The sequence below is a fragment of the Chryseobacterium carnipullorum genome (genome assembly GCF_003815695.1).
Lineage (GTDB): Bacteria > Bacteroidota > Bacteroidia > Flavobacteriales > Weeksellaceae > Chryseobacterium > Chryseobacterium carnipullorum.
On sequence record NZ_CP033920.1, the window covers coordinates 1,969,774 to 1,987,685 of the forward strand.

The 17,912-nt window shown below is 37.7% G+C and carries 13 protein-coding genes and 1 tRNA gene; 12 read left to right on the forward strand and 2 right to left on the reverse strand.

The genetic code is table 11. The annotated features are described in order from the left end of the window. The first annotated feature begins 17 nt into the window (after positions 1–17). The 12 genes from EG346_RS09005 to EG346_RS09060 all read left to right on the forward strand — a co-directional run bounded on the left by EG346_RS09005 (position 18) and on the right by EG346_RS09060 (position 15,571). The gene (locus tag EG346_RS09005; protein WP_073329460.1) at positions 18–881 is read left to right on the forward strand and encodes a MotA/TolQ/ExbB proton channel family protein; all 864 of its coding nucleotides are present in this window, start codon (positions 18–20) and stop codon (positions 879–881) included. Positions 882–948: 67 nt separating this feature from the next. Then, positions 949–1,551, forward strand: coding sequence for an ExbD/TolR family protein (locus EG346_RS09010; RefSeq protein WP_073329462.1), 603 nt, complete (start codon positions 949–951; stop codon positions 1,549–1,551). 15 nt (positions 1,552–1,566) lie between these two features. Then, a complete protein-coding gene (locus EG346_RS09015) occupies positions 1,567–2,139 on the forward strand; it encodes an ExbD/TolR family protein (protein ID WP_073329465.1) in 573 nt (190 codons plus the stop codon). Positions 2,140–2,162: 23 nt separating this feature from the next. Next, positions 2,163–3,002, forward strand: a complete 840-nt coding sequence (locus EG346_RS09020) for an energy transducer TonB (protein ID WP_073329467.1) — start codon at positions 2,163–2,165, stop codon at positions 3,000–3,002. A 79-nt stretch (positions 3,003–3,081) separates the two neighbouring features. Next, positions 3,082–3,276: a DUF308 domain-containing protein gene (locus EG346_RS09025; RefSeq protein WP_073329470.1), complete on the forward strand. Its 195-nt coding sequence runs from the start codon at positions 3,082–3,084 to the stop codon at positions 3,274–3,276. Beyond that, positions 3,266–4,138: a PstS family phosphate ABC transporter substrate-binding protein gene (locus tag EG346_RS09030; protein ID WP_073329472.1), complete on the forward strand. Its 873-nt coding sequence runs from the start codon at positions 3,266–3,268 to the stop codon at positions 4,136–4,138. The genes EG346_RS09025 and EG346_RS09030 overlap by 11 nt, the downstream gene beginning before the upstream one ends. A 91-nt stretch (positions 4,139–4,229) precedes the next feature. Then, positions 4,230–5,879: a tetratricopeptide repeat protein gene (locus EG346_RS09035; RefSeq protein WP_123878127.1), complete on the forward strand. Its 1,650-nt coding sequence runs from the start codon at positions 4,230–4,232 to the stop codon at positions 5,877–5,879. Between the two features lie 167 nt (positions 5,880–6,046). Further along, the gene (gene bshB1, locus EG346_RS09040) at positions 6,047–6,766 is read left to right on the forward strand and encodes a bacillithiol biosynthesis deacetylase BshB1 (protein ID WP_123878129.1); all 720 of its coding nucleotides are present in this window, start codon (positions 6,047–6,049) and stop codon (positions 6,764–6,766) included. 35 nt (positions 6,767–6,801) lie between these two features. Continuing rightward, positions 6,802–6,877 (forward strand) — tRNA-His (locus EG346_RS09045). A 613-nt stretch (positions 6,878–7,490) separates the two neighbouring features. Continuing rightward, entirely contained in the window at positions 7,491–9,728 is a 2,238-nt protein-coding gene (locus EG346_RS09050; RefSeq protein ID WP_164466073.1) for an RCC1 domain-containing protein, read from the forward strand. 337 nt (positions 9,729–10,065) lie between these two features. Further along, positions 10,066–10,500: a hypothetical protein gene (locus EG346_RS09055; protein WP_123878133.1), complete on the forward strand. Its 435-nt coding sequence runs from the start codon at positions 10,066–10,068 to the stop codon at positions 10,498–10,500. A gap of 25 nt (positions 10,501–10,525) precedes the next feature. Further along, positions 10,526–15,571 (forward strand): DUF4132 domain-containing protein, encoded by a 5,046-nt coding sequence (locus EG346_RS09060; RefSeq protein WP_123878135.1) that lies wholly within the window; start codon positions 10,526–10,528, stop codon positions 15,569–15,571. Between the two features lie 163 nt (positions 15,572–15,734). Here the strand turns inward: EG346_RS09060 and EG346_RS09065 are convergent, their stop codons facing one another. Beyond that, the gene (locus EG346_RS09065) at positions 15,735–16,070 is read right to left on the reverse strand and encodes a DUF3276 family protein (RefSeq protein WP_034701927.1); all 336 of its coding nucleotides are present in this window, start codon (positions 16,068–16,070) and stop codon (positions 15,735–15,737) included. A gap of 99 nt (positions 16,071–16,169) precedes the next feature. Then, positions 16,170–17,831 (reverse strand): ABC transporter ATP-binding protein, encoded by a 1,662-nt coding sequence (locus EG346_RS09070; protein ID WP_123878137.1) that lies wholly within the window; start codon positions 17,829–17,831, stop codon positions 16,170–16,172. Between the last annotated feature and the right edge of the window lie 81 nt (positions 17,832–17,912).

Sequence of the window (17,912 nt, forward strand, 5' to 3'; positions counted from 1 at the left end):
ATATAATTTAGTTAAATATGGAAATGAATGTTTCAAAAAATGATGAGCAAGTAGTTGCTAGAAAAGCAGGAGGTTTAAACCCGGCTGTTATTATTCCTATTTTATTCGTTATAGGAGTTTGTATTTATTTATTTGTTCTTGGGAACCCAGGGAACTTTAAAGACGCAGAAAAACTAGGTGGTGGATCTGTAGCTTTCTCTAGTGTTGAAGGAAAAGACATTCACCCGGAATCGTTTTTAGGGATTATCTACAAAGGAGGGGTTATCGTACCAATCTTGATTACTTTCATGATTACTGTAATCGTTTTCTCTTTTGAAAGATATTTCGTACTAGGTAAAGCTGCTGGTAAAGGAAACCTAGACAACTTTGTAGTTCAGGTAAGAAGCTTATTGAACCAAAACAAAGTTGATGAGGCTCTAGAAGAGTGTGACAGACAACAGGGATCTGTAGGTAACGTAGTGAAAGAAGGTCTTACTACTTACAAAGCACTTTCTCATGACACTACTTTAAATAAGGAGCAAAAAATGGTAGCTCTTAACAAAGCTATCGAAGAGGCTACTACTCTTGAAATGCCAATGTTAGAAAAGAACATGATGATTCTTTCTACTTTAGGTACTGTTGCAACTTTGATCGCACTTTTAGGAACTGTAATCGGGATGATTAAAGCATTCTTTGCATTAGGTTCAGGTGGTGGTACTCCAGATGCTGCTGCACTTTCTACAGGTATCTCCGAAGCATTGATCAACACGGCTTTAGGTATTGGTACTTCAGCAATTGCGATTATCCTTTATAACTTCTTTACCTCTAAAATTGACGGATTAACTTATAAGATCGACGAGATCGCTATGAGCATCCAGCAGTCTTTCGCTGAATTCAACTAAGAATTGAATTTGTAGCAAGGAATTTGCATTCCAATAAAAGAAGTTTAATTAAAAATAATTCAAAACAATGGCGAGAGTCAAACCAAAAAGACATGGAGTAGTGACGGATATGACGGCAATGTGTGACGTTGCATTCCTACTACTTACATTCTTTATATTGACCACTCAGTTTAAAAAACCTGACGTGGAGCAGATTAAACCGCCATCTTCAATATCAGAGAAGTTACTTCCTGATGCGAGTTTGATGACCATCAACGCTACTCCGGACGGGAAATTTTATTTCCAGCCGGTGGAGAATGCATCAGAGAGATTACAGCTTTTAGAAAAAATGGGTCAAAAGTATAATATGACTTTCGACAACAAGCAAAAAGCTGCATTTCAAAAAGTACAAGCAATTGGGGTTCCTATGAACCAACTGAAAGGCTATCTCGATTTGTCAGATGAGGAGCAGAAAAGCTTTAAGAGTCCTACCGGGATTCCTATGGATAGTACAAATAAGCAGTTAGTTGACTGGGTACAACAAAGTTTGAGCGTAAATCCTGATTACAAATTAGCAATCAAGGGAGACGTTACTACTGAGTATCCTAAAGTTAAAAGCCTATTTGAAGGTTTAAGAGATATTGATTTTCTTAAATTCTGGTTGATTACATCACAAGAAGGTAAACCATAATAATATCATTTAGAAATGGCAGAAGTACAAGTACAGGAAAAAGGCGGCAAAGGCGGCAAGGTACGTTCCAAGAAGCAGAATACCAGAGTAGATATGACTCCAATGGTGGACTTGGGTTTTCTATTGATTACCTTCTTTATGTTCACAACCACATTTAGCAAACCGAATGTAATGGATTTAGGTCTTCCGGCAAAACCAAAAGAGGATCAGCCGAAACCACCTCCAACAGAAATTAAACTTTCTAACTCAATTTCTTTATTATTAGGGAAAGACAATAAGATTTTCTGGCATCAACAGGATCCTACATCTTTAACTGATCAGAATCTTAATGAGACGACTTACGATAGAGAGGGAATTAGAAAAATAATTGAGAAAGCAAAAGCAGGCGCAGCAGATCAAACAAAATTTACTGTTATTATCAAGCCGACTGACGATGCTGTATATAAGAACTTTGTAGATATTCTTGACGAAATGGCCATTACCAAAAGCGAGCAGTACGGGGTAACCGATGTGAAGCCTTGGGAGAAAGCTATCTATGATAGAAAAGTTGGGAATAATGGAGCTGCGGCTGCACCAGCTACAAAGTAATTTAACCATAAAATTGTATATCTATGGCAGATGAAAATGTATACAATCAGAATCTTACTTTAGATGAGATTGTATTTGAAAATAGAAACAAGGAATATGGTGCCTATGATCTGAGACATCAGTATCCTAGACTTCTGACAAAATCTTTTATTGTTGGAACGGCATTATTCCTGGTTGCGGCTTTGTCTCCTTTTATTTATCTTACCATTAAGAGACTTACTGAACCGCCTAAGCAAGAAGTAAAGGCAGATTTGGTAAACATTATTGAAGAAGACCCGATCATTGAGCAACCAAAAGAAGAAGAACCACCTCCACCACCTCCTCCAAAAGAAGAGGAAAAAATCGAGGTGATTCAGAACGTAGTTCCTGAGCCTGTAAAAGCTCCGAAGATTGAAACACCACCGCCACCAATTTCTAAGCAGTTAGAAACGACGACTGGTTTAAATAATCAGGAAGGGGTTAAAGCTCCGGCTTATACACCACCGCCACCACCGCCATCTACTGGTAACAAAGCCAGTACTGCGGAAGTAAAAACAAATAACCCTAATGAGATCTACAAAGATGTAGACCAGTCTGCAGAATATCCTGGAGGGATGGCTTCATTAAGAAAGTTCCTTGGGGAGAATTTTGATACTTCTCTAATGGAAGGAGGTGAAGGTACCCTTAAGGCGAAACTTAAGTTCGTAGTAGAAAGAGACGGAACCGTTTCTGGAGTTACTATTGAAGAGAAATCTCCAAATGGCGACTTCAACAGTGAAGCTGTTCGTGTAGTTAAGAAACTTAAAAAATGGACTCCTGCGAAAAGAAACGGGGAGAGCGTTAGATCTTACTATAGCGTACCGTTTACCATGAACTTTGAATAAGACTTATTTATTCAAATTATAAATAAAAAGAGAAGCATATGCTTCTCTTTTTTATTTTTTTTGGTATTTTTGTTACATGATGTTCAATTGGTTATCCTTAGTTACCGGATTATTTTATATCGTCTTGGGAATTGTAGTTATTGTCTACAAATTTTTCTTTACGATTTTAGAGCCTGCCATAGCGTACGCAATGGGTGCAGTGCTTATTCTTTATGGAGTGTTTAGAATCTATAGAGCAGTTTCAAGAATTAAAGATTCAGGAAATGAGAAATAGTTTGAAAATTGCGTTGCTTTCTGTGATGAGCATCGCTGCTGTAAGCTGCAAAAAAGAAGATCAATCTCCATCCTATCACAAAGGAGATCTTACCATACTTACCGATGAATCTTTTAAAAGCGTTACCGAAGCATTGGCAGAAGGATATATGATCAATTATCCTGAAACGCACATCAAAATCGAAACAAAGAAAGAAGATTTAGGTTTTCTTGATTTGCTGAATGATAAAGCAAGAATAGCCGTCATGTCCAGAGACCTTACTCCTGAAGAGAAGAAAGCGTATGAAGAACAGGTTGATCTGAAGTTTCTTCCTGCTAAATTCGCTGCAGATGCGGTAGTATTTGTTGTTCCAAAAGATTCTCCAAAACAGAGTATCTCTATGGATGAAATCAGGAGCGGACTTGAATCTGATGCCAAGAATTTTATTTTTGACGGAACCAATTCAAGTAATCTGAATTTCGTTGCCCAAAAGCTAAAGAAGCAACCCAAAGACCTTAAATTTTCTATCATTCCGGGAAACCAGAATATTATTGAAGAATTGGAGAAACATACTGATAAAATTGGAGTTATCGGCTTGAACACGTTCAGTCGTCCTTACGATAAAACGTCCGAAAAGCTTAGAGGAATGGTAAAAGTACTTCCGGTAGAAAATAATGGAAAACTTTATACGGTGGATAATGCCAGCCTTCGTGAAATGACTTATCCTTTTACCCGCGTTCTGTATTTTTTAACCAATGAAGGAAACTTCAATATTGCTAATGGATTCATCAGATATTCATGTACACAGCTGGGACAAATGATCGTGGAGAAAGAAGGTTTACAGCCCTATAATATATATAAAAGAGAGGTACAAATGCGTTAAAAAGTATTAAAATAATGTTTTACCTCTTGTAAAAACATTGTTTTGGTCTAAAAATTGTGGAGCATATAACTCTAATAAAGAAAAATATAAAATGAAAGATATAATGATTATGAATGTAAAGAAAATTGCTTTAGGAGCAGCCGTGGTATTTTTTGCCGGTTTAGCCTCTGCACAGACGTTGCAGGATGGTATTAACAGTATTGATAGTGATAAGTATGCACAGGCTAAAATCAATTTTACGGAAATGGTTGCCAAAGCACCTACAGCAGAAAATTACTTCTATTTAGGAAATACTTACCTTAAACAGGGCGAGCCTGACTATGCTAAAGCTATAGAGAGCTTTAACAAAGGTTTAGCTGTTGATAGCAAAAGCTACCTTAACAAAATCGGTTTGGCTACTGTAAAACTAGGTAAAGGCGATAAAGGCGCAGTTGCTGAGATTCAGAAAATTGTTGCTGATTCCAGAGAAAAGGATGCTGAAGTATTGTTCAGAGCAGCTGAGGCTTTAACATTATTCGAGAAAAACAATGCTCCTGATGCAGCCATTCAATTCCTGACTAAAGCTATTGAGAAAGCTGAGAAGAAAGGAGTTCCTGCTCATTATTATTATACTCTTGGAGATGCTTATAGAATCAAAAGAGCACCGGGGGAAGCAATGTCTGCTTATGACAAAGCATTACCTTTAGCTAAAAACAAAGCATCTGTTTATACAAGAATGGCTACTTTGTGGATGGCCGCACAGCAATGGCAGCAAGCTAAACAAAGCCTTGATAAAGCGATAGGTGTAGATGCAACTTATGCACCTGCTTATAAAGCTTTGGCCTCTTACGATATCAGATACCAGGAGAATGCAAAAGCAACACAAGACCTGATCAACTATACCAAATATGCTGATGAGGATCCGTATACACAGTTAGAAATTTCTAAACTATACTTCACGAACGAAGATTATGCAAATTCTAAAATTGTATTAGATAAGATCTTCGATAAAATTGATGACCCTATCAAATTTAAACTGAGAGCTTATCAGTCTTATGCTGACGGAAATTATGCTGATGCAAAACAGAATATGGATACTTTCATATCTCAGGCTGAGAAAACAAGATTACAGCCAGCAGATCAGGGGCTTCAGGGACTTATTGCAGCCGGATTGGCAAAAACTGAAACGGATGCAGCTAAGAAATCAGCTTTAATGACCGAGTCTCAGCAGAAAATTGCAATTGCTAAAGCGGCGAAGGATGAGACAATGAAGTGGGATATAGAACTTGCTAATATCGCAGGAGGAGGTGCTTCTCAGGCTGAAGCGGAAAAAGGGCCAACTACTCCGGAAATTGAGGCATTGAAAAAGAAAGTAGCAGCTAATAAGGAGGATTCTGATGCTTTGTTTAAATTAGCTACCGCTTACCAGGATGCTAAAAACTGGAATGGGGCAGTACTGACTTGGCAGAAAATGAGTGCTCTTCTACCGGATTGGGCACCAGCTTACTACAGTCAGGGGTATTCTTACCAACAGGCAGGAAATAATGATGCTGCAAAATTAGCCTACGAGAAATTTATCAGCACGGTAAAACCTGCAGATAAAGAAGCTAACAAGCAGACTTTAGCTTATGCTTACTTTGCAGTAGCTTATATGAATAAAGATTCTGATGCTGCAAAAGCTAAGGATTATGTTGCTAAATCTTTACAGCTTGATCCTACTTACCAAGATGCTGTAAAATTAAATGCAGAAATCAATAAGTAATTTAAAATTTAAATTATAGATATTAAAACTTCCCATTCTCAATGTTTGGGAAGTTTTTATTTTAAGTCTTATCTTTGAAAATATGAAATGCCCGGGGTTAAAAATTCGAAGATCGTAGAAAAATTATTGGGCGTTTCATCTTACTAATTAAAAAATAGAAAGAATTGATGAAAACAGATATACTTGCTTTCGGAGCACATCCTGATGATGTAGAGCTGGGATGTGGCGGAACAATAGCTAAAATGATTTCGGAAGGTAAAACATGTGCTATTGTTGACCTTACCAAAGGAGAGCTGGGAACCAGAGGAACAGATGAAACAAGAAGAGTAGAAGCCGGTGAATCTGCAAAAATTCTCGGAGTTTCGGCAAGAGAAAATTTGGGAATGAAAGATGGTTTTTTGGTCAATTCTGAAGAATATCAGATGGAGATTGTAAAAATGATCCGTAAATACCGCCCGGAAATCGTCTTAGCCAATGCGATTGATGACAGACATCCGGATCATGCAAAAGGAGCGAAATTAGTGTCTGATGCATGCTTCCTGGCTGGACTAAGAAAAATTGAAACGGTAGTAGATGGCGAAAATCAGGAAGTATGGAGACCCAAGCATATTTTTCATTATATCCAGTGGAAAGATATCAAACCTGAATTTGTGATTGACATTTCCGATCATTTAGACAAGAAGATTGAAGCGTGCATGGCCTTCAAAACACAGTTTTACGATCCAACATCCAATGAACCGGTTACTCCAATTGCAACGAAAGACTTTTTAGAAAGCTTAACCTATCGTGCTCAGGATTTAGGAAGATTATCGGGAGTGACTTATGCTGAGGGATTTACGTCTGAGAAGCTTATTGCGATGAAAAATTTTGATGGAATTGTTTGGTAATTAAAAAATCTTCCCTATATTTGCACTCACAAAACGGTGATTGTAGCTCAGTTGGTTAGAGCGTCGGATTGTGGTTCCGAAGGTCGGGGGTTCGAGACCCCTCATTCACCCAAGAAAAGTACACTTTTTAAAGTGTACTTTTTTTTATTTCTATAGCATTGATCAATGCCAAAAGCCAAATTAATAAACACTATTTGGTGTGTAAATTCTCACTGACTATTTGATACTCCATAAGAAAAGTATATTTTTGCAGTTCACAACATAAAAAATCTTCATGATGATATATGTTGCTGCAAAAACTATAAACTCAATTTAAAGACCATTAAACCATGAAAATGAGAAAAATTACCCTGAATTTATTCTGTTAATTCAACGATACTGATTGTTTCCCGAAACTCAGAACCAAAGTAAATCCTCAAAATTTCTTTAACAATGCAATGGGGGTAATCAACACACTTTATTAGATTATTTTTCGTAACGAGAGATGATTCTTTATTCATACTGGAGAAACTTTGAATCTTCTATTGGTAATGATTCAGTATTATTTAATCAACCCGATATCTTTTAAAATCATAGGTCGTTTTTTTATGAATTAATTTGATTTTGAAAAGTTTTCATTTCATATGGAGATCAGAAACCATTCAAACGGAGCGGAACCGAAAAGCTAAACGAGTAGGGAAACATTATAAAACTAAACATGAAGAAATTTATTTTATTAAAAATCATGAAAAAACTCTACTTTTTATTCTTAATTCTCAGCTCAATTTCCGCATTTGCACAAACGTATAGTTACACAAAATACAATACTTCGAATTCAGAAATAGGGAGCAATTATATTGCTGATATTAAAGCTGATGCTAATGGATTGTTATGGCTTGCAACCTATAATGGAGTTTCAACTTTTAACGGAACTACTTTTACCAATTACAATACTTCCAATTCCGGTATTGCATCCAATTCAATTATTAAAATTCAAATTGATGGCTTGGGCAGAAAATGGATTGCATCGCAACTTAATGGAATTATTATGTATAACGGAACGACATGGACTAATTATACAACTTCCAATTCAGGTTTACCGGCTAATGCAATCAATGATATAGCTATTGACGGACAAAATAACCTTTGGATTGCTACAGACTCAGGTCTTACAAAATTCAATGGTACAACTTGGTCTAATTATTCCTCTGTACCGAATCTGAATTCTGTGGCAACAGATAGTAATAATGGAGTATGGGTTACCAATGGTGGTGTATTGTATAAATTTAATGGAACTGATTTTAATTTTATAGCCCAGGGAACTCAAAAAATATTGAAAATTGCCAACAATACGGTCTATGTAAAAGGTTCTGATAGTTTAATTACATTAACGACGAGCGGAACTAACCTCACATTTACTTATCAAAGCACGTCTTGTCTTGCAGGATACAATCTTAGCGCCTTGGATGTTGATAGTAACAGTAAAGTATGGATTGGATTTAATGGATCAGGTTTACAAAACTTTACGGATTGCGCAACTTACACCGCAACAAATACAAATTTCGGTTTGCCTGATGACTATTTCAGTGCAGTCAGTACACAATCTTCAGGGACTATCTGGCTGGGAACGTTACAGCTTGGTTTGGTGAAAATGTCGCCAAGCACTGTTCAGGCAGGCTGTTTTCAAAAAATCAATGCAGGTAGTTTGCATAGTATAGCTATAAAAACAGACGGAACATTATGGACCTGGGGGAATAATTATTCAGGAGAATTAGGAAATGGTACCACCACTAATGCATTAACCCCAAAACAGATAGGAACTGGTAATAACTGGAAAGAAATTGCTGGCGGAAGCAGCCATACAATTGCCCAAAAAACAGACGGAACGCTTTGGGCCTGGGGAGCAAATTCAGGTCAATTGGGTAATGGAACAAATACACAACAACACACACCGGTACAAGTGGGAACTGCTACTGACTGGAAAACTTTTGACAGCGGAATGTATCATACGGTAGCTATAAAAAATAACGGAACCCTATGGGCCTGGGGACTCAATCCTTACGGACAGTTAGGTACTGGAAACACGACGACTAGTTTAGTGCCGATTCAAATAGGAACTGCCACTAATTGGTTAGCTGTTCAATGCGGACAGGATTTTACTATTGCATTAAAAACAGACGGAACCCTTTGGGCCTGGGGTAGCAATACTTATGGAACGATCGGTGATGCTACCAATACCAATAGGTTGGTACCTACTCAAGTTGGTACCGCCAACAACTGGAAAAGTCTTGGTGTTGGAACGCTCCATGTCGCAGCACTGAAAACAGATGGAACCCTTTGGGCCTGGGGATATAATGCTAATGGACAACTGGGAGATGGAACAACGGCTAATAAAAATGTTCCAACACAAATCGGAACAGCCACCAACTGGCAGACCGTTGCTCCAGGAGGAAATCATACCCTTGCCATAAAATCTAACGGAACACTGTGGACCTGGGGAAGAAATCAATATGGCCAATTAGGAAACGGACTTACGACCAACAGTAGCGTTCCTGTACAATTAGGAAATCTTACAAACTGGAAAGCTATTGCTGCTGGAATATCACATACTTTTGCCTTAAAGAACGATGGAACTGTCAGCACATGGGGGCTAAACCTGTATGGTCAATTAGGGGACGGTTCTACTGTTGATAAAAATGTTCCAACAGGTATTGCTTGCCCAACTTTAGGTGTTGATGACTTTACAATGTTAAAGAATTCTCTAAAAGCATATCCGAACCCGGTTAATGACAAGCTCATTATTTCTTTCGATCAGAAAATATCTCTGGTATTGGTTTATAATCTACTAGGTCAGGAAGTGTTGAATAAAACAATCAATGCTAATGAAGGTACATTAGATTTTTCCGGCTTAGCATCAGGAGTTTATATGGTTAAAGTCATTTCAAATGATGATAGTAAGACATTGAAAGTCATTAAAAAATAAAAGATATCAAAAATCAAATCATTGAATTTCAGACTTATGCAATCTGAGGTTTAACTATAATTCATAAAGAAAGAGGCCGTATCACAATTAGTGAAAACGGCCTTTTTTATGGTTTCCCCCACATCTTTCTATACAAGTATGATTCATCGAATCAATCGAGAATTGATTTTCATCTTTGTCTTTTTTTTAAATATGCGGTGTTACAATAGAACTTTGCTTTAAAAAGAACATGCTGTTTTTTGCGTAATTTTTATGACTTATTTCATCACCACTTCTTGAGTTTTTAAAACAGTCTCCGTTAAAAATTTCCCTATATTTATTGATATCAACTTCACCAATGGAAATTAAGGTTACGGTAAAGCAGCTGGGTAGAAAGCATCCTATTCTTTCGGAGCAAAAACTAGACATTGCCTGCAATGATCCGAAAATCTCTTTAAAACACTTATTACAATTAATTGTGCAGCAACAAGTGGAAACATTCAACTCCAAATCATTTGAGCTGGAAGACGAAGATTATGCTAAAATTCCTTCGGAAAACTATCTTAATATTCTTACAGACACAGGTAAGGTAGGGTTCGGAAGTATTTATAATGAGAAGAAAGCCAATCTTCAGAAAGCACAGGAGAATGCAATACAAGCTTTCGAAGACGGCATGTTTGCGGTATTTTATAATGATGAGCAGCTGGAAAACCTTTCTGAAACAATAGACCTCAGACTGAAGCATTCATTTGCTTTCATCAGACTTACATTTCTTGCAGGAAGTTATTGGTAATTACGAACACCGAATCTCAAAATACATGGAAATTATAGAAAAATTAGAATCGAAAAAGACCGTCAATCATTATCGGAATTTTAGGAAAGAATTAAAAGAGCAAACAGAAAAAGGCTTGTTGTCAAAAATCTTTTCAAAACCCCAACTTAAGAAAGAGGTAGCGGAGCTGGGAATATTAATAGTGGGTAAGACCAACTATTTTGAGGATGTAAGCCTGGGTTCCGAACGCATGGAAAACATCAAAAAATATATCAAACCCAATATGTGGGATGATAAAGACTATTATCAACTTCTGGTTTATTTTTTTGGCCCTAATGCAGACCTGGTAAAGCATGCCTTGAATAAAATGCCTTATAAAATGTATCAGACAGGCTACTACAGACGTTCTTTCCGAGCTCCGCATAATGAAAACTACATCCTTCTCAACCAGATTAATCTAATTGGAGGGCTGTTGCAGCTGCCAAGTAGCTACTCTTACACCAATGGAGGAGAACAGTTTTATGACCTTACACTGGAAGAGCAGATTATCTATGACAGTAACATATCAAACAGTTCAAACCAGTTTTATATTTGGTCAGCAGCTATTGATACAGGAAATGCCGGTATTTACCAACTGATTGAAGATATCATTTTCAATAAACATCCAGAAGGAAAAGTATCCCGGAACATTATAAAAGCACTCCTCAACAGTGAACAGCAGCATTGTTGGGAACTGGTGGAAAAACTCCTGCTGGCAGCTCAGCGACAGGAAGGCCTGAGACAGACAGTACTGGAAGCTTTGGATGAAACGAGTATCGGCGCTTTGGAATATATGACGAATGTGATTGCAGAGCATCAACTTACTCGTTTTTCATCAGTGGTCCGTTCCATAGATACCTGGACAGGCCTAGGCTGGGATACCGAAAAAGAATCAGTCGTAAGAACTATTGTATCGCTGGCCCATACCTATTTTAATAATCCGGACCAGATTCCTGATGCTATAAAAAGCAGTAATAATAATGAAGTGTATATGGCCCTTTGGGTACAGTCGGTATGGGATGTAGAAAAAGCTGTTCCCTATCTGCATCAGCTGTACGATAAAGGGAGCATAGAAAAGAAATGTCTTGCGATAAAGTTTGCCGGTGAAACCCAGGATCCTTACATTCAAATGCCTCTGTATTATAAAGCAGTGCTGGAAGGTGATTTACAGGTGCTGGCGTTTGCAGGAGAACCTTTATCAACATTATTAAGTGCTAATGTAACTTCAAAATTCTTTATCAATAATGGAGATTACCCTGATTTCTTTGAAAAACTTCATGAACTTACCCAAAAGATAGCGCTTAAAGAAAAGAAATTCGAAGGTAAAATATTCTCATGGCTCAATGCGACTTTCAGCAAAAGCAATTTCTACGCTTCTATGTTTTATCTGGTGGGTGAGGATACAGAAAAGATGAATCTTGTCCTTTCTTATTTCGATCAGTTTGACCTTTCATTGCGCGAGCAGATTTCACGATCTGTCTTAGGGGATTTCTACTGTTATTCTTACTCCTATAACTTCGGAAAAAAGAAAAAGGCTGTTACTCCCTTTCAAAAAGAATTTGCCTTTAAAATAATCAAAGACAGGGGAGAATCTTTGATAGCCTCAGGAATTAATGTGTTGCAGCAGAATCCTTTACATCAGGAGGAAGTAATGGCTTTCTTTGATATGTTTAAAAGAAAAGGAGGTGCGCTTCGAAAGAAACTGATCGAGCTGGTGATCCAGCAGGAAGATGGAGTAGTGGTTCCATTAGTGGATGAACTAATGGGTAAAGGCGATATTGAGCAGCGAACGGCTTCATTAGACATCATGCTACAGCTTCAGAAAGATAAGCGAATATCTGCTCAAATAGGAAAATGGACTGCACAATATGCTGAAAAATCCAAAGTTTCAGAGAGAGAACAGAGTTTGCTTGATCAGCTTAATCCTTCTGATGATAAAAAGGTACTTTCAGCAGAAAATGGATTTGGATTCTACGATCCTTCAGTAGTATCAAAATTTGAACTGCCCGAAGTCAAAGAAAGTTCTTTATATGCAAAGGCGACCAAAAAGGATCCCTATGGTTTCACACAATCTATAAATCATATTAAAGAAGAATTAAGAAAGCTCAATGATTTATTCCTGAAAAACAAAGACTATGAATACGAGGCAGACGACTCGAATGGCTCTAAAATAACCGTATTGATGGGAAATACTTTCCGACACATCATAAATAATACGGAAAATTTCACCTCTGAACAGATCGCTGAAAACTATCCTTTGCATGAAATATGGGCACAATGGTATAAAGAGTCGGGGCTTCAGCCGCGCGATTTATTCCTGCTGACTTTCGCTGAAAACTGCGACCGTAAAAAGTTCAGAGATTTCCTTGACAATTATGTATTCTATCATAAAGATATTATCCCTAATCCTCTGAAAACCGACTATTACTGGGATAATCCTGTTAAAAGAATTCTGGAAATTTTACAATATAAGTTCGTATTTGAGGAGAAAACAGATTTCCTGATCGATGCCTGCAGTACGCTGTTTGCTCACCTTCCGGACGAGGTGATCAACTACAAGACAAAGGAAAGAGAGTATTATTATGGCGGAGGAACCGGTTGGCAGCAGACCGGCTTTTTCAATGTGTTTTTACAGGCAGTTCCATTTAAAGATCTTACCGATGAACAATATATTAAACAGTGGAATCTTTACCGCTGGATGCAATTTAATGGTCTGGAAGAAAATAAAAAATATTCTGTTCCGAATTTCTACTTATTCTGCAAAGCGTATGAACTTAATGTTATTACAAAAGATGAACTCTATGAGGGGATTTTTACCGCAGAATCCGTGATAAGGGATCTTACAAGAGCTAAGAATTATACTACCTACCATCAGCAGGAAAGATATGTGGATACATTTCCTTTTCTGAAACCAATCATAGAAGAAATTCAAAATACATTCCTGGATGTGGAGCTCATTCGGGGGGACGCCAATACTGCCGTTTCTCAATTTGTGCAGGAGTTTCAGACCCTGTTCGGAGCCCATCGTCTTGTACAGCTGTTGAAAGGACTCGGGAAATCAGGATTGTATGCCAATTATATTTACAGCTATGGCGACGAAAGCATGACCAAGCAGAAGCTGTTCTCTTATCTGATCAAAAATTCTTATCCTTTGGAAAGTGATACTCAGGAATCATTCAATGAAATGATGAAGAAAGAGAAGATGGCAGAACTTCGCCTGATACAGGCTGCTATCTATGCACCGCAATGGCAGAAGCTGATCAGTACGTATTTAGGCTGGAAAGGTCTGGATTCAGCGATCTGGTGGATGCATGCCCATACCAAAACCAGTGCGTATCAGGCTCAGAATTCAGAACTCGAAAGTGAAGTAGCCAAATACTCATCCGTAGACGTACAGGAATTTCAGGATGGGGCAGTCGATAAGGATTGGTTCATAAAAGCGTATAAAGAACTGGGTAAAGCCCGTTGGGAAATGCTGTATGAATCGGCTAAATATATCTCCGATGGAAACGGACATCGCCGGGCACGACTTTACTCCGATACGCTTACAGGCGATTTAAAAATAAAAGAGGTCACCGCAAAAGTAAAAGACAAGCGAGATCAGGATTATCTTCGTGTGTATGGACTTGTGCCGCTGAGTAAAGCCAATCCGGAGAAAGATGTGTTGAGCCGGTATGAATATATTCAACAATTTAAAAAGGAAAGTAAGGAGTTTGGTTCTATGAAACAGGCGAGTGAAGCTCTGGCGATTCGTGTTGCCCTGGAAAATCTTGCCCGGAACGCAGGGTATCCGGATCCGATAAGACTAACGTGGGCTATGGAAACGAAGCAGATTCAGGTCATTCTGTCAAAAGAAACACAGGTGACAATTGATGGTGTTACCGGGGGTTTAATTATAGAAACGGATGGAAAAGCTGAAATCGTAGTATTCAGAGATGATAAGCAGCTCAAATCTATTCCGCCAAAAATCAAAAAGGACAAAGCCATTGTAGAATTAGGAAACTATCGTAAAATAATGCGTGAACAGTGGACCCGTTCCCGAAAAGGACTGGAAGAAGCTATGATCAGAGGGGACGAGTTTCTTTTTGCAGAAATTAAAAACCTTTTCGAACACCCTGTTATAGTTAAACACCTCGAAAAGCTGGTATTTATTTCCAGCGATAACAAAATAGGATTCTATCATGAAGGCAATCTGGTTGATGCTCATGGGGAGATTCATGAAGTAAGTAAAACCGATACTTTACGCATTGCTCATTGTGTAGATTTGCATCAGCATTCCGTTTGGAGTGATTATCAACACTATTGTTTTACGGAAAAACTCATTCAGCCATTCAAACAGATATTCAGGGAATTGTATGTGCCGACCCCTGATGAACTGAAGGAGAAATCTGTATCACGCCGTTATGCGGGACATCAGGTTCAGCCGAAACAGACCTTAGCTTTGCTTAAAACAAGAGGCTGGAAAGTAGATTATGAGGAAGGTTTACAAAAAGTATATCATAAAGAAGGCTTCCAGGTGAAAATGTATGCTGCAGCCAATTGGTTTTCTCCTGCTGAAGTAGAACATCCAACGTTGGAAACCATAGAATTTCATTCATTAAAAAATTATAAGAACATTCCTTTTGAAGACATCAATCCAAGATTGTTTTCAGAAGTAATGCGTGATATAGATCTGGTGGTATCAGTAGCTCACGTGGGAGGAGTAGAACCGGAGGCCAGTCATTCTTCTATAGAAATGAGAGCGGTACTGATGAAAGAAACGGCCCGTTTATTTAAACTGGATAATGTAAGCATTGAAGGTTCACATGTATTGGTGAAAGGTACAATGGCCGAATACAGTGTGCATTTAGGCAGTGCGGTAGTCCATCAGGTTCCGGGAAAATATCTTTCGATTCTTCCGGTTCATTCCCAGCACAGAGGAAGATTGTTTCTGCCTTTTGCAGATGATGATCCGAAATCTGCTGAAGTGATGTCTAAAGTACTATTATTAGCTAAAGACCATGAAATACAGGATCCCACCATACTTTCGCAGATCAAAAGAGAGTTTGTGTAACCTGTAGTAAAGATTACAGAAAGAGTATGCCTTTTGGTATACTCTTTTTTGTGATGATCAATATTTGTTAGACATGTCACATTATTAATATATTGTACTTTGAGAGAAAATGGCATAAAAAAAGCATCTTTTTCAGATGCTTGTGTTTTTAGATATTCTTTTTTTATACTTCGTCGTCAGAATCAATAGTGAATGATTTGCTTTTGAAGTCCTTGTCGTGTTTTTCTGATATTACATCCTCCCCCTTCTCATTAATGATGAAATCTGTGGATTCATTGAACATCTCCTGAAAACTTTTAAAATCCTCTTTGTAAAGATAAATTTTGTGCTTCTCGAATGTAGCTTCCCCATTCTCCCCGAAGTTCTTTTTACTTTCGGTAATCGTAAGATAATAATCTCCTGCTTTCGTCTCGCGCACATCAAAGAAATAAGTTCTTCTCCCCGCTTTTAACACCTTCGTGAAAATTTCATTTTCATGGCGTTCCTTGTATTCACTCATTGTTAGATATTTTTTAATCTTGTTAAGAACAAATATAAAAGAATTCTTTTAATCACAAAATTTTTTTTATGATTTATTTAACAATTGAGAACGAAACGGCTAAGCGGTTAAAGAATTGGTAATTTCGGTGAGGTTGATGATTTTATCAGCTCTCTGAGCGCTAGACTCTCTGTGTGTGATAATTATGGACGTGGCATTGTTGATTTTCCGGTCAATATTTTCAAGAATATTCTGCTCGGTTTCGGTATCTAAAGCCGACAGGGAATCATCAAAAATAATGATATTTGGATCCTTTATTAGTGCCCTTGCAATACATATTCTTTGCTTCTGTCCTCCCGAAAGCATCACTCCGCGTTCACCTACAAGTGTTTTATACTGTTCTTTAAATTCCACAATATTTTTATCAACGTCTGCTATCTTTGCATACTCCACTACCTTTTCGTGGGAAGGATGGTCAACAGCAAAACCGATATTGTTTTCAATAGAATCAGAGAACAGATAACTTTCCTGAGGAATATAGCCGATGAAATTTCTGTAATTCGCCAGATTATGGTCTTTCAGGTTTTTACCATCCACTAAAATCTCTCCTTCAGTTGGATCAATTAGTCTGCAGAGCAAAAGAGCAATGGTAGATTTTCCACTTCCCGTTTTACCCATGATAGCCAGGGATTCCCCGGCCTTAATCTTAAAACTAAGGTTTTCTAATGCTTTGATTCCTGTATTGGGATATACGTAAGAAACGTTTCGGAATTCAATATCTCCCTGAATAGGATAGGTCTCAAAGTTGGTATTAATGACTTCTGACTTTTTATCCAGAAATTCATTAATTCTCTGCATGGAAGCTTCAGCTCTTTGGTTTACAGAAGTTACCCAACCTACCATTGAGAAGGGCCAGATCAGGATGTTGATGTACATAAAGAAATCAGCAATTTTACCGACACTCAGTTCCCCGGCAATATATTTCTGTCCGCCTACAAGAATAACAGCAACATTAAGGAGTCCGATTACAAATAGAATAATAGTAAAGAAATACGCTTCCGTTTTCGCTAAATCCAAAGCTTTGTTCTGATAATCAGTTACCTTGATCCCATAGTTCTTCTTTATGTAATTTTCTTTAGCAAAAAACTTAACCACTCTGATCCCGGAAAAGCTGTCCTGTACAAAAGTGGAGATCGCAGACTGGCTTTTCTGCATGATCTTCGATTTCTTATTGATAATAGAACTCACTTTAAAGATGATATAGGATAAAACGGGAAGCGGCAACAAAGTCCATAAGGTCATAGAGGCATCCGTTTTTATCATATAGATACTGGTGATCAATAGAAGGATTACTAAATTCACCACATACATGACACCCGGACCCAAATACATTCTTACGGCCACAACATCTTCACTCAACCTGTTCATCAGGTCACCGATAGTCGTCTGCTTGTAATCCGTAAGAGATAGCTCCTGGTAATGTCTGTAAATTTTATTTTTCAGTTCATATTCAATTCTTCTTGATGCCACAATGATAGTCTGACGCATCATAAAGGTAAAAAATCCGGTTAAAAGTGAACAGCCAACAATAATAGCAACGTACACCAGAACTTGTTGGTTGAAACCCAGATGTCCGTCCTTGGTAAGTTCGTCTACAGACTTTCCTACAAACTGGACCTTATATATATTGAAGAAATTACTGGCAATGATGAATAATGACCCCCAAAACAGCAATGTTTTGTGCTTCCAAAAGTAAGGGTTTAAAGTTTTTAGAGCTTTCATAAAGTTTTACAAATTTACGAAAATGTAGGCAGACTACGAATTTCATCAATTTTAATTTTTGTATCTTTGCACCCATAAAAA